General features: G+C 45.9%; 15 protein-coding genes. 8 read left to right on the forward strand and 7 right to left on the reverse strand.

The genetic code is table 11. The annotated features are described in order from the left end of the window. Positions 1 to 46 precede the first annotated feature (46 nt). Positions 47 to 1207, reverse strand: a complete 1161-nt coding sequence (locus ABS362_RS00780; protein WP_350410143.1) for a 1-deoxy-D-xylulose-5-phosphate reductoisomerase — start codon at positions 1205 to 1207, stop codon at positions 47 to 49. Positions 1208 to 1798: 591 nt separating this feature from the next. Beyond that, entirely contained in the window at positions 1799 to 3298 is a 1500-nt protein-coding gene (locus tag ABS362_RS00785) for a GH3 auxin-responsive promoter family protein (RefSeq protein WP_350410144.1), read from the reverse strand. A gap of 169 nt (positions 3299 to 3467) precedes the next feature. Here ABS362_RS00785 and ABS362_RS00790 point away from each other — a divergent pair, with 169 nt between their 5' ends. Then, on the forward strand, positions 3468 to 3902 hold the full coding sequence (locus ABS362_RS00790; protein ID WP_350410145.1) for an OsmC family peroxiredoxin: 435 nt from the start codon (positions 3468 to 3470) through the stop codon (positions 3900 to 3902). 58 nt (positions 3903 to 3960) lie between these two features. Continuing rightward, positions 3961 to 4464 carry a hypothetical protein gene (locus tag ABS362_RS00795; RefSeq protein ID WP_350410147.1) on the forward strand — a complete coding sequence of 168 codons (504 nt, stop codon included), beginning with the start codon at positions 3961 to 3963 and terminating at the stop codon, positions 4462 to 4464. A gap of 293 nt (positions 4465 to 4757) precedes the next feature. Here ABS362_RS00795 and ABS362_RS00800 read toward each other — a convergent pair whose 3' ends face one another. The 4 genes from ABS362_RS00800 to ABS362_RS00815 form a co-directional block, all read right to left on the reverse strand. Continuing rightward, positions 4758 to 5051 carry a hypothetical protein gene (locus ABS362_RS00800; RefSeq protein ID WP_350410148.1) on the reverse strand — a complete coding sequence of 98 codons (294 nt, stop codon included), beginning with the start codon at positions 5049 to 5051 and terminating at the stop codon, positions 4758 to 4760. A gap of 86 nt (positions 5052 to 5137) precedes the next feature. Further along, positions 5138 to 6562 (reverse strand): chromosomal replication initiator protein DnaA, encoded by a 1425-nt coding sequence (dnaA, locus tag ABS362_RS00805; protein ID WP_350410443.1) that lies wholly within the window; start codon positions 6560 to 6562, stop codon positions 5138 to 5140. Positions 6563 to 6668: 106 nt separating this feature from the next. Further along, positions 6669 to 7604 carry a metallophosphoesterase gene (locus ABS362_RS00810; protein WP_350410149.1) on the reverse strand — a complete coding sequence of 312 codons (936 nt, stop codon included), beginning with the start codon at positions 7602 to 7604 and terminating at the stop codon, positions 6669 to 6671. Positions 7605 to 7617: 13 nt separating this feature from the next. Beyond that, positions 7618 to 8376 (reverse strand): 5'-nucleotidase C-terminal domain-containing protein, encoded by a 759-nt coding sequence (locus ABS362_RS00815; protein ID WP_350410151.1) that lies wholly within the window; start codon positions 8374 to 8376, stop codon positions 7618 to 7620. Positions 8377 to 8700: 324 nt separating this feature from the next. Between ABS362_RS00815 and ABS362_RS00820 the strand changes: the two genes are divergently transcribed. Both ABS362_RS00820 and ABS362_RS00825 read left to right on the forward strand, forming a co-directional pair. Beyond that, positions 8701 to 10476, forward strand: a complete 1776-nt coding sequence (locus ABS362_RS00820) for a T9SS type A sorting domain-containing protein (protein WP_350410153.1) — start codon at positions 8701 to 8703, stop codon at positions 10474 to 10476. 167 nt (positions 10477 to 10643) lie between these two features. Next, positions 10644 to 11066, forward strand: coding sequence for a hypothetical protein (locus tag ABS362_RS00825; protein WP_350410155.1), 423 nt, complete (start codon positions 10644 to 10646; stop codon positions 11064 to 11066). An 85-nt stretch (positions 11067 to 11151) separates the two neighbouring features. On the opposite strand, the gene ABS362_RS00830 is transcribed toward ABS362_RS00825, so the two are convergent. Continuing rightward, the gene (locus ABS362_RS00830) at positions 11152 to 12465 is read right to left on the reverse strand and encodes an amidohydrolase (protein WP_350410156.1); all 1314 of its coding nucleotides are present in this window, start codon (positions 12463 to 12465) and stop codon (positions 11152 to 11154) included. 125 nt (positions 12466 to 12590) lie between these two features. On the opposite strand from ABS362_RS00830, the gene ABS362_RS00835 reads away from it, so the two are divergent. From ABS362_RS00835 to scpA, 4 genes are all read left to right on the forward strand, one after another. After that, a complete protein-coding gene (locus ABS362_RS00835; protein ID WP_350410158.1) occupies positions 12591 to 12974 on the forward strand; it encodes a YkvA family protein in 384 nt (127 codons plus the stop codon). Positions 12975 to 13051: 77 nt separating this feature from the next. Next, on the forward strand, positions 13052 to 14890 hold the full coding sequence (locus tag ABS362_RS00840; RefSeq protein ID WP_350410159.1) for a methylmalonyl-CoA mutase subunit beta: 1839 nt from the start codon (positions 13052 to 13054) through the stop codon (positions 14888 to 14890). Then, positions 14871 to 15332 carry a YybH family protein gene (locus ABS362_RS00845; protein ID WP_350410160.1) on the forward strand — a complete coding sequence of 154 codons (462 nt, stop codon included), beginning with the start codon at positions 14871 to 14873 and terminating at the stop codon, positions 15330 to 15332. Before ABS362_RS00840 ends, ABS362_RS00845 begins: the two co-directional genes overlap by 20 nt. Before the next feature lie 158 nt (positions 15333 to 15490). Further along, positions 15491 to 17629: a methylmalonyl-CoA mutase gene (gene scpA / locus ABS362_RS00850; RefSeq protein ID WP_350410161.1), complete on the forward strand. Its 2139-nt coding sequence runs from the start codon at positions 15491 to 15493 to the stop codon at positions 17627 to 17629. Positions 17630 to 17693: the final 64 nt, after the last annotated feature.

Here is a 17693-nt window from a genome sequence, read left to right on the forward strand (position 1 = left end):
AGAAAAAATATGCAAGTATAGTTTGTGTTAAAGAACCAGTGACCGGCTAAACAGTTTTGTTTTTCACAAAATCAGTGGCCAGTAAGCGGGTTTCCCTGTCTGTTTCAACATAGTCGGAGAGAGAAGGATGCGCAATATACGTAACTTTTGCCATACAGCTTTCGATCAGGTCCGACATCTCCAGAAAACCAACCTCATCGCGCAGGAATGCTCCTACCGCAATTTCGTTGGCTGCGTTCAGGATACAAGGCATATTACCGCCCTGCGCCATGGCATCAAAAGCTAACTGTAAATTTCGGAACGTCTTCAGGTCAGGCTGCTCAAAAGTCAGTTGTGGGTAATCCAAGAAGTTGAATCGTGGATAGTCAGACTTCAAACGGTTAGGGTAACCCATGGCGTACTGAATAGGCAATTTCATATCAGGCAGGCCAAGCTGCGCTTTTATAGAGCCATCCTGGAACTGCACAAGCGAGTGAATGATTGACTGCGGATGCACCACTACGTCGATCTGGTCGTTGCTCAAACCGAAAAGCCATTTTGCCTCAATCACTTCCAGGCCTTTGTTCATCAGGCTGGCAGAATCTATTGTTATCTTGGCGCCCATATCCCAGTTCGGGTGTTTCAGGGCCTGCACTTTGGTTACGTATTGCAGCTCTTCTATAGTTCGCCCTCTGAACGGACCACCGGAAGCCGTAAGGATGATCTTTTCGATCGGGTTATGAAACTCTCCTGTCAAACACTGGAAAATAGCGCTATGCTCTGAATCGACCGGGTAAATATTCACGCCTTTTTCGCGGGCAAGTTCGGTTATCAGTTGTCCGGCTACTACCAGCGTTTCTTTGTTGGCTAAGGCTATTTCTTTACCGGCTTGTATGGCGCGTATAGTTGGCTGAAGTCCTGCATAACCTACCATCGCCGTAAGAACCATATCCACGGTACCCATCTCTACTACTGAGCAAAGCGCATTGGCACCGGCGTAAACCTTAATGTCTTCGTTTTGCAAGGCATCCCGAACTATAGGATACAGGTCTTCGCGGGCAATTACGACCACATTGGGTTTAAACAGCAACGCCTGTTCGATAAGTAAATCAGTGTTGCTGTAAGCGGTTATTACTTCCAGTTCAAAGCTGTCTGGGTTGGCGGCTATCACTTCCAGCGCCTGCGTGCCTATAGAGCCTGTTGAACCGAGTATGGCAATTCTTTTCATTATCTGTTTATAAATCAGAAGACGAATTTAATGTCTTTTGATGTCATTTCTGGTTTTATATTAATCAACTATAGTTCTACTTCTTTTAATCCGTCATCCCGAGCGTTAGCCGAGGGATCTTCTATGTCCTATAGTTGAAAGACCTAGCAGTGTGCGCAGCTCCTGCTAGCGTCTAATGTTCTATAGTTGAATCGACTTTCAACTTGAACCAAGCCATCGTTTCAAACTGCTTCTAATCCTGGGAGCTTTACTTACCTATAGTTTCAATCCAGCTTTGGTGCCCTCACGGCCGGGAGGCCCCGCCTTCGGGCATCGCGCTGCTGATTTGAAGCTACCCTCGTACCTCGGGTTGGCTGCGCCACCGCAACAAATCAAAGGCGCTCAACCCAAAGACTGAGAAGTTTCGCATAGCAAAGCTTTTCTATAGTTTGAAAAGATAACCTCCGATATTTATCGTGGCTATAGTTCCGTGCGGACAGGTCGCGCCCTGTCCGCATTATACCGTCAACTATAGAACTATAAACTGAACTATAGCAAGGGCGGAAATTCCCCTCTTGGGAGGGGCAGGGATGGGTTAACAAGCACCCACAATTATGCACTTGCTACTTTGATCAATCCTTCTGCCAGCACCCGGTCGTTGCTTAAGCGCGGCACTTTATTCTGGCCGCCCAGTTTGCCCTGCGACTTCATGTAGTTCCGGAACGTACCAAGTGGCAAAACACGTACTTTCAGGTTCGCTAAAATATGACCGCTTATCAGATCATCATAATAACTGTTAAGTTTCTGAAGTTGCTGGTTCAGCTCTTTTTCAAAATCATCAAAGTTGTTCGGCGCCTTCGAGAACTCGATCAGCCACTCGTGGTACGACTCGCCTTCGCCGTTGCTTACATAAGGTGCCACCGTAAACTCCACCAACTCTACAGATGGAAAGCGCTTCATGGTCAGTTGCATGGCTTTCTCCACTTCCTCACCGATAACATGCTCACCAAAAGCAGAAATAAAGTGCTTGATACGACCGGAAACTATAAGCTTATACGGTTTTAAGCTGGTAAACTTAACGGTATCGCCAATAGAGTAACCCCAAAGGCCGGCATTGCTGCTTATAACCAGTGCGTAATTCTTACCCAGTTCTACTTCTCCGATCGTTAAGCGGGTCGGGTTTTCGTTAAAATATTCTTCTACAGGTATAAATTCATAGAAAATACCAGCGTCCAGCAGCAGCAAAAGCCCTTTGTCGTTCTGTTCGTTCTGGTAAGCAAAAAAGCCTTCCGACGCCGGAAAAGTTTCAATGCTATCCACATGTCGGCCAATCGACTCGAACATCTTTTTCCGGTAAGGCTCAAAGTTTACGCCACCATACACGAACAGCGAAAAGTTCGGGAAGATATCTTTTATCTGTTTACCAGTCTGGCGCATCAGCTTATCAAAATACATCTGTACCCACGGCGGTATGCCCGAAATGAGCGTCATATTCTGATCTATAGTTTCTTCAATGATCTGGTCCAGCTTTGTTTCCCAGTCCTCGATGCAGTTGGTGTCGTAGCTTGGCAACTGGTTGGTGCGCAGGTAACCGGGCACATGATGGTTAACTATACCAGACAACCGGCCGGTCTTAATACCACCTATCTCTTCCAGCACCGGGCTCCCCGACAGAAAGATCAGCTTGCCATCAAGGAACTTGGAGTTACCGGTTTCGTGAATATAAGCTAGTAAGGCATTTTTAGCGCCGTTTATATGGTTCGGGATAGAGTCTTTGGTAATAGGAATGTACTTGGTGCCCGACGTAGTGCCGGATGTTTTAGCCAGGTAGATCGGCATGCCCGGCCAGGTAATATCGGCCTCGCCCTGCTTAATGCGGTTGAAATAGCTTTTAAGGCCTTCATAATCGCGCACGGGCACAGCTTTTACAAAATCAGCATGGGAGTGTATAGTTTCGAATCGATGGTCGCGGCCAAAAACTGTTTGTTTTGCACCAGAGATTATATTACTAAAAACTGCCTCTTGCGCCTGCACCGGATGCTGTATCCAGTGTTGCTGCTTTTTATGCACATATGCTGCCAGATATTTACTCAACCACGCTTTTAAACCCATACATTGCTGCTGTTTATAGTTGGTAAATATAGGCAGTTATCAGTTAAAGTTATAGGGTTGCCTTACTTAATCCACATATTGTAAAAGCAAAACCAACAAAATACGGGATTATAGAGTACCTTATAGCCATAAACTTAATTCTATACTTTAATCAAACAATACCATATTTATGAGACAGCACAAAGCAAAAGCCCAGTGGAATGGCAGCCTGAAAGAAGGCTCCGGCGAATTTGAAACCGGCCGTGGCAATGTAAAAACAGGCTACTCCTTTGCATCCCGTTTCGGCGACGACACCAAGGCTACCTCACCCGAAGAACTGATCGGAGCAGCGCATGCGGGTTGCTTTTCGATGTTCCTGAGCGCTTTGATTGACAAGAAAGACCTGAAGGCTGATTATATTAAAACCAACGCCGATGTAACCTTAGGCGAAAAAGACGGTGCACCAACTATACTTAAAATAGAACTGACAGTAGAAGGCAAGGTTCCTAACATGCAGGACGCTGATTTTCAGCAGTTGGTGAAAGATGCCAAAGCAGGCTGCCCGGTTTCGAAAGCGCTGGCTGCAGTACCTGAAATTACGGTGAACGCTACACTTACAGAATAATTTATTATCTTGCACTAGCCCGTAAAAAAGGCATTATGTTCCACCAAAACAGTATGGCATGGCAGCATCTGGCAGTAGCAGTGCACGATCGTCGTTATTTATTCAGTTAAGTCCTTCGCGCAGCGCAAAGCTGTCGTTCTCTATTCAGCTCCTGCTCACGTTGTTGTGGGTGGTTTGGGCTGCTATGCTGGCCTTCTCAGACAGATCTGCCGGCGATTCTTACCTGTTCTATGCTTTCTTTGGGTTAGCGATGGCTTTTCTGGTTTACGTGATACTTCAGAACACTTCTATTTTCGGATTTCAGTCTTACATTGAAGTTACGCCGGAGTATATTGTTCGCAAGCATGGTGTTTTCCGACCAAAGCACCTGGTCGCCATCCCTGAAATAAAAGCAGTACATATTTCGCCGCTGGCGTTACGAGTTACTGAAAAGAACGATACTCAAACTTACTTTGACCTGAAGCAGGTGCGTAAGCGCCGCGACAAAGAGAAGATCAAAGGCAAAGTTCGGGACCTGGGCACGCAGCATGGCTTTGAAGTAACGGAAGCAAGTAATAACTAACAGGTTAATAACTATAAGAGATCGGGCTATACTTGGTAAAAGTATAGCCCGTTTTTTTTGATGACGGGTCTTTAAAAATCTCCTAAACCGTGGTCATCCCCCTACCCCCTTCTTTGTCGAGGGCCCCTACCCCCAAGGGGGACACTCAGCAATGCGTAATTCAAAACTATAGTTTTACGTCATGAGATAAAGTCCCCCTTTGAAGGGGGTAGGGGGATGACTTACGATTGCAGAAATTTGCCCACGGGCCAGCAGCCCAAATATAGTTCGATACAAGAAATGACAAGTCTACCTTAATTGCTTCCTTTCAAAGATGAAGTAAACCACCACATAAACTCCAGGTAATGTCTTAGAAGAAGTACCAGCAGAACTATAAATGCAATTAATGTAAGTAGATCAGTTACAAACCATCTCTTGCGGATAACTTTAACTATAGTTACTATAAGATGTATGAGTACTGCCAAATATAACAGCATCATAAATAGTATATCTGCTCCGCCTGCATGGTTGAACAGGAACAAAGAACTAAGTAAAAAGTAGGTGAAGAATATTATAGTTTGTCTTCTTACTGCAATCCAGGGCGCCATAATTATCTGTTGCTATAGTTGCTAAAACAAACCGGGGCTATAGTTTCAGCAACTATAGCCCCGATCATTTATAAAGTAGAATTTTTCTATCCGGCTTTCGATTTAAACTTTTTCTGAAGTTCCTGTATGCTCGCTTTAAATTTCTTGTCCGTATCGATCAGGTCGGAAACGGTTTGTACGGAGTGAATAACGGTACTGTGGTCGCGGCCACCGAAATGGTAACCAATTGACTTAAGCGAATGACTTGTAAACTCTTTTGCAAAGTACATGGCCACCTGACGTGCTGTTACAATTTCCTTTTTACGGGTTTTAGCTTTCAGTGAGTCAAGACTAACCTGGAAGTACTCAGCTACTGTTTTCTGGATGAAGTCAAGATTTACTTCTGTCTCAACATCCTCAATAATATGTTTCAGGGCCTGCTTGGCAAGCTCCAGGTCAATTTCTTTACGGTTCAGCGATGACTGCGCGATCAACGAGATTAATACACCTTCCAGTTCACGCACGTTGGTATCCACGCTGTAAGCCAGGTATTCTACCACGTTATCCGGAATATCAATGCCGTCGCCCTGCATCTTTTTCTGGATGATGGCCATACGCGTTTCAAAATCCGGGCTCTGTAAGTCTGCTGTTAAACCCCACTTAAAGCGGGACAAGAGTCGCTCTTCAAGTCCTTTCAGGTCGCGTGGCGGACAGTCTGAGGTCATCACGATCTGTTTACCGGACTGGTGCAAGTGGTTAAAGATGTGGAAGAACATTTCCTGTGTCTTCTCTTTTCCGCTCAAAAACTGAACGTCATCAATAATCAGGATATCAACCAGCAAATAGAAGTTGGCAAAATCCTGCACGTTGTTCGTTTTCAAAGACTCGATGAACTGGTTCACGAACTTCTCTGACGAAACGTAAAGTACAAACTTATCGGGGTTGCTGTTTTTGATGTGGTTACCGATAGCCTGCACCAGGTGCGTTTTACCAAGACCTACACCACCATAAACCATAAGCGGGTTAAACGAGGTAGTTCCCGGCTTATTAGCCACTGCATAACCGGCAGAGCGCGCTAAACGGTTGCAATCTCCCTCGATATAGTTCTCGAATGTATAGGCCGAGTTCAGCTGTGAGTTCAGGAAGTTACGGTCGATCGTTTTAGACTCGAACGGGCTCTTGATGAAGTTCTGCTCCGGGCGGTACGAGTTAACTACAGCTGCCGGTATTTTTTTGGTCGGGATGTTAACCGTCTGCGGTTTATTAGACTCGTTTCCGCGATCAACTATAATAGAGTATTCCAGCCTGCCGTCGGCGCCCAGTTCCTGGTAGATGACTTTCTTTAAGAGTTGCACATAGTGCTCCTCCAGCCACTCATAAAAGAACTGGCTCGGCACTTGTATAGTTAGCACACCATCGCGCAGGGATATAGGCTTAATCGGCTCAAACCAGGTCTTAAAACTCTGTTCGCCAATATTATCCTTAATAACCTGCAGGCAGTTACTCCATACAGTCGTACAATCTTTAATCATCCAATTTTCCAAAGCACACTAGATTAGTTTGGTGAAGCAAACCTCTCCTTATTCGACAGGGGGGGTACAAATTTGCTTAAATATATGTAAACAAAAAATTATTTTTTCACGAAGTTAATACAGGGTTATCCACAGGCAGCGCTGCGGTTTTTATAGTTGTTTTTTCCTTCGTTTTTTTATTGAACTCATAGTCGAGACGGCCTAAATTGATACCGGCGTACCCTACCTGGTTGATCAGCGTTTCGTGGCCCGATGCATGGCGTATGGTTTCCGGCTCATCCATAAAAGTATGGGTGTGGCCACCAATTATAAGGTCGATGCCCGGTACTTGCTGCGCCAGCTTTCGGTCATCTATTTTATCAGACTGGTAACTATAGCCTAAATGCGACAAACAGATAACCATGTGGCATTTCTGGTTTCCGCGGAGTTCGGTTACCACTTCCTGCGCTTTGGCTACAGGGTCTAAATAAACGGTCTCACCGAACTGCTTTTTACCAACCAAACCCTCCAGCTGTATCCCTAAACCGAACACGCCGATGCGCAGCCCTTCTTTTTCAAAAACTTTGTATGGCTTGAATTTATCTTTCAGAATGGTTTTAGAGAAATCGTAGTTGGCGTTTACGAACTCGAAGCCGGCAGCAGGAAGCTGTTTTGCCAGTCCTTCCAGGCCAAGGTCGAAATCGTGGTTACCTAATGTGGCGGCATCGTATTTCATGTCGCTCATCAGTTTGTACTCCAGTTCGCCGTTAAAAAAGTTGAAATATGGTGTTCCCTGCCAGATATCTCCGGCATCAAGTAACAGTACATTTGGCTCTTCTTTGCGGATCTTTTCTATTAAACTGGCGCGGCGGGCCATCCCTCCCATGCCGGCATGTCTGCGACCATCGTTCGGAAACGGGTCGATGCGCGAATGCTGGTCGTTGGTATGCAGAATGGTAAGTCTTATAGTTTTGCTGGCAGCTTCAGAGCTGAATGGTAACCCAACTATAGTTAGGCCGGCGGCACCAACAGCGCTATACTTTAAAAAATCTCTTCTCTTCATGGCTGTCTATAGTTTATTTTGCTCCGGAAACGCGTTTTGTAGTATCGGCAACTATAGGTTTACCGGCTGCAGTCAAATCTTTTATGTGCTTCAGGATCATGTCGCGCATCATCATGCCCACTTTCTCTGTTTTAATGGCTTTCTTGAACATCACCATGTTGTCGCCGCCACCTGCCAAGTAATCTGATGTTACAATGGTATAGTTGCGAGACGTATCCAGTGGTTTGCCGCCGATCTTTATGTCTGTGGCTTTGCCGTTCTGTATTGTGTAAGTGGCGTTGGCTAAAGGCGAAATACCGGTTTTAGCTGCGAAGTCGAATAATTCCTGTGTGGTCGGGCCATCCAGGGTTAAAACTACAACCTCGTTCTCGAAAGGCATCAGCTCAAAAATATGGCCCACTGTTATAGGTCCGGCCGGAAGCGGCACCCGCAAACCGCCATTAGTTGTCTGGCCCATGTCTACCGGCGTGTCCATTAGCTTATTTGTCTGTTCCAGTAGCAGGTCTGTCACAAAATTACCCAGCGGCGATTCGTGGTCTGCTTTTCGGAGCTCCGTGGTTGCTGTTCCAATTACCTCGCTCATTTTGGCGGTTACCTGCTGGCGGTAAGGGGCAATCATGGCTTCGGTTTCAGGGTCGGCAGTCAGGGTGCTGTCTACGGCTACGTCGGTTTGTTCGAGGCTGGCCTGTGGTTGCCATATCTTCTGCTGACAGCCAACTATAGATGTGGCAAGCAAAAGTGCAGTTATATAACTATAAATCGGGTGCTTCATAAAATGGTAAGATGCGAGTTATCCACAAAAGTACGGATATAGCTGCTGTGGCACAACAACAATTAACCTGCCAACGGTTTCATTGCTTAAGTTAACATTTATATACTATAGTTGCTATATTTAATAAAGTGTTACTATATTTATTAAGTTGAAATATTAATAAAGAACAACAAATAGAATCGTCAATACAATACTGATACAGCTTTACAAAATACAACTTTTTATATTTCTTTATGTACTAAACAAGAAACTAATGCGAGCAGCCTTAAGGCTGACAGAACACTTTTTTTGATCGTTTAAATAATATCAGACAGCCTGTTAGCTATGAAACAACTATTACTCCTATTCTGCCTGCTGCTTTGTTTTACCAGTGCATCAGCTACACATATTATGGGTGGTTTTATTACTTATACCCAAGACGCTTCTCCCAATGCAAACCCACGAAAGTACCTTTTTAAACTGACGTTGATTGCCGATCGCTGGTCTTATGCGGACGACCCAGTTGTAGATATTGATATGGGGGACGGGGATATAATAAGTGTAGAACGGACAAGCGTAACCGCTATCAGCCGATATTTTGACAGAGAGGAGTTCTTATGGGAACATACATTTCCAGTAGATGGCACCTTTACCGCTTCCTGGAAAGGCATTAACCGTAATCCTGGAGTACTTAACTTCCCTCAACCCACCGATCGGGTTAATGTACTGATCATGACTACTGTAAATGTAAGAGCTTTGGTAAGCAACACAGGGGGACCACAGTTCTTGGCACCTGAGTTTATAAGCGCAAGTGTCGGACAGTCTGTAAACTTTAACCTTCTGGCTTATGACGCTGATGGCGACAGCCTTACATATAAACTCAGCTATCCCCTGCATATAGATGAGCAAGGAAAAAGAGGGCCGTTACCTGGTTATTTGCTGCCTGATAATGTGTTTGATTGCAGGAATGTTGCAGGTAGTGCACCTAGTAGTTTTGGTATTAACAAAAGGGACGGACAACTGGTATGGGATGCACCATGTATCAGAGGAGATTATGTTTTTGCTGTTCTGGTAGAAGAATGGAGAGGTAAATTAAAGATAAGCCAAACCACTTATGACATGACGATCAGAGTGGACGATAAAGCTGAAAATAGCATTACATTACTGAACAGGGAAGATCTTCAGTTTACCCACAATGGAATAATCGAAGCGAAAGCAAACCAGGAACTCAAGCTTAAAATAAAGTATAAAGAGCTAATTCCTGCACTAGCTCCGCTACAAAATGATGCGAATGCTGTAACGGTACATTTAGCCAGCGAACTTACACAAGTACTCAAAGTGCCTGTAACTTATTTTCTTGAAACCAGCGTTGGGGGAGAAACGATAGGCACATTCAGCTTCACACCTACTGAGACATTAATCAGGGATAAACCGTATTTCATAAGCTTTTATGGAGTGAACGAAACTTACCCGCTAACTCTTTCTCTGGGCATACTGGTACGGAGTGATGAACCGATGCTTAAACTGATCGAAACAGAAAAACTCAGACTTATATCAGAAGAACGTGTTATTATAACACACCTGAACCCTGTTAAATTAACAGTGCTTGCTGATAATTACCAGGGCCATGTTACTACACTAACTGCCGTAAGCTCTCTGACTGAGCAAGCCTTACGCTTTGATTTTACTACCCAGGATACCACAGCTGGTATGGTAGGAAGGCTGATATTCCAACCGAATAAAACACAGGTCAGCAACTTACCACAAACTATAACTTTCAGAGCTACCTATTATCCGGCAGGCGGAGCTACCACTACCCCGCTTGTTAAAGAACTAAAGGTACAGCTTGTGTTTAACCAGCGATCTCAAACAGAACTCCCGGTTGTACTGGAGACCTTAAGGCTGCCTGTTTATCCGAACCCAGCAAAGGATCGTTTTATGGTTCAGGCAGAGTCTCCGTCTAAACTTATCATTTATACCCTGCAAGGTAAGTTTCTAATGGAGCAGGACGTACCTATGGGTATTTCAGAGATAAGACCAAAGGTAGCTGCTGGTTTGTACTTTTATAGTTTAACTAACCAGAACGGGCTTAAAAAAACCGGCAAGCTTATATTGGAATAGTAGCTTGCCGGCTTCTTGTACAGAGTAAACAGTATAATATTTATTAAAGAACACCAATACATTAAGTGTCTGAAAGAATAATCTTAAAATCAACTATACTAACACAACAGAAAATGGGCTTACAGCGGTTTTTGATTTTTGGGATTAGTTTCCTTGTATTATGCCTGATGCAGAGTTGCAAAGGCGAGGTTGATCATCAGTTGAAATTAAACTTTTACTATAAAAACAACAGCAACAGGACAATTCAGATCAGGCATTTCGATGACAGAAACACGAACGGAGAGTTAGTGTTAGTATACACCTTTACAATCTTACCACAAGATTCTGCTCTGTTTATAAGTATTGATGAAGAAGGAGATGAAAATTATAGCCCAGAGGACTTCGATAGGTATTTCCAGATGAATCCAACTATAGATTCTGTGTATATTGAATATGATTCGGAAAAGTTTCAGGCTTATACTTTAGAAGATGCTCAGACCCGGAACGTATTGGATATGAGCAACTACAAGGCGGATGAGATTAGCAATAATAACTTCCGGTTCGTTTATACCTTTACAGAAGACGATTACCAAAACGCAGAGGAACTATAACTTTAAGATATAGATATTCCCAAAACTATAACCGCCAGACCGATTTAGGCCGGCGGTTATAGTTTTGGGACAAACCTGAGTCAATCTACAACTTCTCCTTCCCCGTCATATAATTCAACGTCAGGCCGAGTAAGGTTTTAACGCCCAGTTGCATGCCGCTTTCGTCAATGTAAAAGTCTGGGGTGTGGTGGGCTGGTGCGGTGGCTGGGTCCTGGCCTTTTTTCATGCCACCTACAAACACAAACAGTCCCGGAATTTTCTGCTGGTAATAGGCAAAGTCTTCGGCACCGGTCATGGCGTTCATCAGTACTACCTTATCCTTTCCGGCTATAGTTTGCAGAGTTGGCAGCATTTTCTGGGTTAGTGCCGCATCGTTGAATGTAATGGGTGCCATTTCATCTATTGTTACTTCGGCTGTGGCACCGGCACTTTCAGCAATTTTGGTAGCGGTCAGTTTTATCTTTTCGTGTATCTGTTTCTGCATGTTGGCATCCAGGGTGCGGATGGTACCTTCCAGCAACACTTCTTCGGGGATGATGTTGTTGCGCACGCCACCATGAATACTCCCGATCGTTACCACTGCGGCATCTTCGGTCAGGTCTATCTGGCGGCTAACTATAGTTTGTAGGCCGTTTATGATCTGCGCCGACACCACGATCGGGTCTACCCCACCCCACGGACTCGCACCATGTACCTGCTTGCCTTTCACTTTTATCTTAAGCAGGTCAGCGCTGGCCATAATGCCGCCCGGTCTGTATTTTAAGGTTCCTACTTCTGTCTGGGAGTTTATATGCAACCCGAAAATAACTTCCGGCTTTGGTCCTTTGCTCAGTACGCCTTCTTCCACCATCATCGAAGCGCCGCCTTTTTCGCCGGCTGGTGCTCCTTCTTCGGCAGGCTGAAAGATAAACTTAACCGTTCCCGGCAAGTCCTTCTTCATACCGGCCAGTACTTCGGCAGCGCCAAGCAACATGGCAACGTGCGTATCGTGGCCGCAGGCGTGCATTACCCCAACTTCCTGGCCGTTGTAAGTACTCTTTGCTTTTGATGCATAAGGTAAATTGGCACGTTCCGTAACAGGCAAACCATCCATATCGGCACGCAGGGCAACTACAGGCCCGGGCTTTCCGCCTTTCAGCACGCCAACCACGCCTGTGTGGGCTACTCCGGTTTCTACTTCAATGCCAAGTCGCTTAAGTTCGGCAGCAATTTTGGCGGCGGTATTTACTTCTCGGTTACCAAGTTCAGGGTGCTCATGAAAATCGCGGCGCCATTCAATTACTTTCTTTTCGGTTTTATCAGCCATGGTGTTGGCTCGGGCAAGCAGTTTGGCATCCTGGGCTGTGGCAGGTATAGCAAGTAAGCTGGCACCAAGTATAGTTAGTACGGTTTTATTCATTTAAGTGAGTTAATGATCGTGTATTAAGTAGAAATATAGCGATTTTATAGTTTAAAACTATAGTTTCAGTTCATCCTTGCCACTAAAAACCAACTCTTGCCCGGCCTATTCCCGTAGAATAAAGTATGCTCAGCAAGTGGAAAGAGTTTGTTCGCAAACTAAAACAAGATATTTACACCCTGTACCTGGCTTCGCGGGACCCACGGATTCCGTTTATGGCAAAAGCAGTGCTGGTACTTACAGTTGCGTACGCTTTCAGCCCCATCGACCTTATCCCTGATTTTATTCCTGTGCTGGGTTATGTAGATGACCTCCTTTTGCTGCCGCTGGGCATTTGGTTAACTATAAAACTGATGCCCGAAAATGTGCTGGAAGAGTACCGTGAAAAGGCGCGGCAAATGCTGCAAAAGCCACAGAAATCAAACTATATCATGGCTGCTGTTATAGTTATTATCTGGTTGCTGATCGGGTACTGGGCATACCAGGCTTATATTTCACGTATTAAATAAACAGGCCACAACCATCGGAACCTATTAAAAACATAAAGTAAAGTATATCTTTACATCAAATTATACCTATACCTAAGATGACGGACGAGAACAAACCAACTCAGAAGCTATTCTCGGAATTTACACCTGCCACGGCATCCGAATGGGAAGAGCGCGCCCGTAAAGACCTGCGCGACACGCCACTGGAACAACTAACCTGGCACACCTACGAAGGCATCGACATAAAGCCCTACTATACCAAAGAAGACATTCAGCAACTGGCTACTACACAGCAAAAACCTGGAAACTACCCTTTCCTGCGCGGTACTAAAACAGATGCTAATACCTGGCTTAACATTCAGGAAATTAACGTTTCCGGTGATAGTATAACTGCTATAGATAAGGCTGCTGACGCCCTGAGCCGCGGCGCTGATGGAATCCATTTTATCCTGCCGCAGCCGGAGCTTTTCGATATAGTGTACTTGCTTAGCAAAATAGACCTTAACAAGCACGTCGTAGGTTTTACGCTGCCAAATAAGCTGGACCATTTCCCGAACCGCCTTTACAGCAAACTTCACGCTAACCATGTATCGCCGCAAAACCTGCGCGGTTTCATAAAATACGACCCCATGACGGCCAAGGGAGAGCTGTCGAGGGAAGAGAACAAAGCTATAGTTGACGTACTGGAACTGACCAGGATCAGCCCTGAATTTTATGGCATAACTATAAGCGGCACCAACTTTAGCAGCATCGGCGCATCGGCTACCCAGGAAATTGCCTACACCCTGAGTGCTGCAGTAGCTTATGTGCACCGCTTAGCTAATGCCGGCCAGTCTGTGGAAGATGTACTAAGCAATGTGCAGTTCCATATGGCGTCGGGCACTAATTATTTCTTCGAAATAGCAAAGTTACGTGCCTTGCGCCTACTCTGGGCAGCTATAGTTGAAGCTTACATAGCTCCGCCTGCACTGGCCGCAAAACTGCGCATCCATAGTTCCACATCCAGCTGGTACCAGACTACCCTGGACCCGTACGTGAACATGCTTCGCGTAACCACCGAAGCCATGTCTGCAGTAATTGCCGGTGCTGATTCCCTGACTGTTTCCCCTTTTGACAGCACATTTAAGGCTTCTGATGAATTCTCGGAGCGAATTGCACGCAACGTTTCCATCATATTAAAAGAAGAAGCTTACCTGGATAAAGCCATCGACCCTGCCGCCGGCTCTTATTATTTGGAGTCGCTGACAGACCAGTTGGCAACCAAGGCCTGGGAGCTGTTTAAGGAAGTAGAAACGAAAGGTGGTTTTGAACAAGCGTATGAAAGTGGCTTTATACTTGGCTCTATTACAGAAGTAAGCCGCCGCAAATTCCGGGATATTGCCAATGGCCGCATGGTGCTGGTTGGCACAAACAAATACCCGAACCCGAAAGAGAAAATAGACTTTGACCCGGAAGAACTGATCCAGAGCGAAGCTTTTGATACCACCCGTGCTGCTTACCCAACCGAAGTGATGCGCATGGCTACCGAACTGCACTTACGCAAGCGTCAGCGACGCCCGAAAGCTATAGTTGCCGTTATCGGCGAAAACGAGAAACGCCATGTAAATGCTACGTTTGCCCAGGAGCTTTTCAGCTGCGCCGGTTTCGAGACACAGCTGCAGCACTATAGTTCCGTGGAAGAAGCATCCGATAAACTACAGAGCACAGCTGCCGAAGTGCTGGTTGTCGCATCGTCGGAGTCGGCTTATGTGCGCGAGTTTGGCCCGCGTATTCGTAACCATCATGCCAAGCCAACTATAATTCTGGCCGATAACCCGGAGCATATGAAAGATGAAATGGTGGCGAACGGTTACGATGAGTTTATTTTTGAAGACTGCGACATGAAGAGCATTCTTGACCTTGTACATAGAAAACTACATGGCAACAATGGCCAATAACCTGAAACTACTTTACCTGACACTGCTAACTATGGCTACTGCAACTATACTTTCGTCGTTTACCATGCCTAAAGGCGATGCCGTACAGGAAGTAAAACAAGCGCTCGAAGGACAGATTTCTGCTTGGAACAAAGGCGATCTGGAAACAGCCATGACCTTTTACTGGAACTCCCCGGAAATGCTCTGGATAAGTAAAGCCGGAACCGAAAAAGGTTACCAGGAAGTTTACGATATGTTCCTGCAGGACTTTACCGACCGCAGCAAAATGGGCGTTTATAGTTACGAGCCGCTGCACATCGAGCAGGTATCCAAAGAAGCCGTATACTTTGTTTTCCGTTGGAAGATAGAACTGGATGGCAAGCGCCTGATGGGTGGTGTATCGTCGCAGGTCTGGAAAAAGCTGAATGGCCGCTGGGTAGTAACATCCGAGCACGCCAGTTAGATTAATGACTGATTTTTGAATGAGTGATTGAGTGAATGGCAAAAAGCTACACTCAGATACTCATTCTAATCTATAAGAAGTAAGACTGAATTTTGATGAGAGAATGAATTGATCAAATATTCACTCATTCACTCAATCACTCATTCAAAATTAAACACATGAAGCCTGACTTTTCGAAAATAGATATAAGTACGATAGCTGCGGCAGAGAATGGGCACGAAGCGCCTTCCGATGCCAAGGTTTGGAAAACGCCGGAGCAGATAAAAGTAAAGACTTTTTATACTGCGGACGACGCCGCACACTTTGAGCACACCGATTTTGCTGCCGGCTTGCCACCTTACTTGCGTGGACCATACAGCACCATGTATGTGCAAAAGCCCTGGACCATCCGTCAGTATGCCGGTTTCTCTACTGCCGAGGAATCTAACGCCTTCTATCGTCGCAACCTGGCTGGCGGGCAAAAAGGTCTTTCGGTAGCATTCGACCTTGCCACGCACCGTGGCTATGACTCTGATCATCCGCGTGTAGTTGGCGATGTCGGTAAAGCCGGTGTGGCTATCGATTCGGTGGAAGACATGAAGATCCTTTTCGATCAGATTCCACTTAACGAGATGTCGGTATCGATGACGATGAACGGTGCCGTGTTGCCTATTATGGCGTTTTATATAGTTGCTGCAGAAGAACAGGGTGTGAAACCGGAGCAACTGAGCGGAACAATTCAGAACGACATCCTGAAGGAGTTTATGGTGCGCAACACCTACATCTACCCACCGGAGCCAAGCATGAAGATCATTGCCGACATCTTTGCTTATAGTTCTAAAAATATGCCGCGCTTCAACTCCATCTCTATTTCGGGGTACCACATGCAGGAAGCCGGCGCCACCGCCGATATTGAGTTGGCTTATACCCTGGCGGATGGTTTGGAATATGTGCGCACCGGTTTACAGGCAGGCATGGATATCGATGATTTTGCACCGCGTCTCTCGTTCTTCTGGGCGATAGGCATGAACCACTTTATGGAGATCGCCAAAATGCGTGCGGCTCGTATGTTGTGGTCCAAAATCATCAAGCAATTCAACCCAAAGAACCCGAAATCGCTGGCTCTTAGAACACACTGCCAAACTTCCGGTTGGAGCTTAACTGAGCAGGACCCATTTAATAACGTAACCCGCACCTGTGTAGAGGCCTTAGCTGCTGCCCTGGGCGGTACGCAAAGTTTGCACACCAACGCCCTCGACGAAGCAATTGCCTTGCCAACTGATTTCTCGGCCCGCATTGCCCGTAACACCCAAATCTACCTGCAACAGGAAACCAACATTACCAAAGTAGTTGATCCTTGGGGCGGCTCTTATTACGTGGAAGCCCTGACGCACGAGCTGGCACAAAAAGCCTGGGCACTGATTGAAGAAGTGGAAGAGCTGGGTGGTATGGCTAAAGCTATCGAGACCGGTTTGCCGAAAATGCGCATCGAAGAAGCCGCTGCACGCAAACAAGCCCGCATCGACTCCGGTAAAGACATTATAGTTGGCGTAAACAAGTATAAACCTAGTCAGATTCAGGAAATCGATATACTTGACATTGATAACACAGCAGTGCGTGAATCGCAGTTGCGAAGACTCGCAAGCGTAAAAGATACCCGCGACCAGGAAGCCGTAACAAAAGCCCTTGAGGCGTTAACAAATGCAGCCCAGTCCGGCGAGGGCAACTTACTGGACTTAGCAGTAGAAGCGGCACGCCACCGCGCTACCTTGGGTGAAATATCAGATGCCTTGGAAAAAATATACGGCAGACATAAAGCAGTAATCAGAGCCATATCAGGAGTGTACTCAGCAGAAATAACCGACGACGAAAACTTTGAGCGCGCGAAGCAATTAGCGGATCAGTTTGAAGAACTGGAAGGCCGACGGCCACGCATTATGGTCGCTAAAATGGGCCAGGACGGCCACGACCGCGGCTCCAAAGTAATTGCCACTTCCTTCGCCGACCTTGGCTTTGATGTGGACATAGGACCATTGTTCCAGACCCCAGCCGAAGTAGCCATGCAAGCCGCTGAAAACGACGTGCACGTAGTTGGTGTGAGTAGTTTAGCAGCCGGCCACAAAACACTGGTTCCACAACTGATAGAAGAGCTCCGCAAACTAGACCGTGGCGATATTATGGTTATAGTTGGTGGCGTTATCCCAGCCCAGGACTATGATTTCCTGTATCAGGCTGGTGCAGTTGGTGTATTTGGCCCAGGCACTATTATTTCGGTAGCTGCGCAGAATATTCTGGAGAAGTTGATCGCTGGAGTTTAGGAGTTGGGGAAATAGAGAGTTAATGAATAATAGAATGCCGCAGTTGATTTAGATCAGTTGCGGC

This window comes from Pontibacter populi (assembly GCF_040278685.1).
Taxonomy (GTDB): Bacteria; Bacteroidota; Bacteroidia; order Cytophagales; family Hymenobacteraceae; genus Pontibacter; species Pontibacter populi.

Bases quoted from the DNA above. Each gene is read 5' to 3' on its own strand.
- ABS362_RS00780 (WP_350410143.1), bottom strand. From the start codon at position 1,207: ATGAAAAGAATTGCCATACTCGGTTCAACAGGCTCTATAGGCACGCAG.
- ABS362_RS00785 (WP_350410144.1), bottom strand. From the start codon at position 3,298: ATGGGTTTAAAAGCGTGGTTGAGTAAATATCTGGCAGCATATGTGCAT.
- ABS362_RS00790 (WP_350410145.1), top strand. From the start codon at position 3,468: ATGAGACAGCACAAAGCAAAAGCCCAGTGGAATGGCAGCCTGAAAGAA.
- ABS362_RS00795 (WP_350410147.1), top strand. From the start codon at position 3,961: ATGGCAGCATCTGGCAGTAGCAGTGCACGATCGTCGTTATTTATTCAG.
- ABS362_RS00800 (WP_350410148.1), bottom strand. From the start codon at position 5,051: ATGGCGCCCTGGATTGCAGTAAGAAGACAAACTATAATATTCTTCACC.
- dnaA (WP_350410443.1), bottom strand. From the start codon at position 6,562: ATGATTAAAGATTGTACGACTGTATGGAGTAACTGCCTGCAGGTTATT.
- ABS362_RS00810 (WP_350410149.1), bottom strand. From the start codon at position 7,604: ATGAAGAGAAGAGATTTTTTAAAGTATAGCGCTGTTGGTGCCGCCGGC.
- ABS362_RS00815 (WP_350410151.1), bottom strand. From the start codon at position 8,376: ATGAAGCACCCGATTTATAGTTATATAACTGCACTTTTGCTTGCCACA.
- ABS362_RS00820 (WP_350410153.1), top strand. From the start codon at position 8,701: ATGAAACAACTATTACTCCTATTCTGCCTGCTGCTTTGTTTTACCAGT.
- ABS362_RS00825 (WP_350410155.1), top strand. From the start codon at position 10,644: ATGCAGAGTTGCAAAGGCGAGGTTGATCATCAGTTGAAATTAAACTTT.
- ABS362_RS00830 (WP_350410156.1), bottom strand. From the start codon at position 12,465: ATGAATAAAACCGTACTAACTATACTTGGTGCCAGCTTACTTGCTATA.
- ABS362_RS00835 (WP_350410158.1), top strand. From the start codon at position 12,591: ATGCTCAGCAAGTGGAAAGAGTTTGTTCGCAAACTAAAACAAGATATT.
- ABS362_RS00840 (WP_350410159.1), top strand. From the start codon at position 13,052: ATGACGGACGAGAACAAACCAACTCAGAAGCTATTCTCGGAATTTACA.
- ABS362_RS00845 (WP_350410160.1), top strand. From the start codon at position 14,871: ATGGCAACAATGGCCAATAACCTGAAACTACTTTACCTGACACTGCTA.
- scpA (WP_350410161.1), top strand. From the start codon at position 15,491: ATGAAGCCTGACTTTTCGAAAATAGATATAAGTACGATAGCTGCGGCA.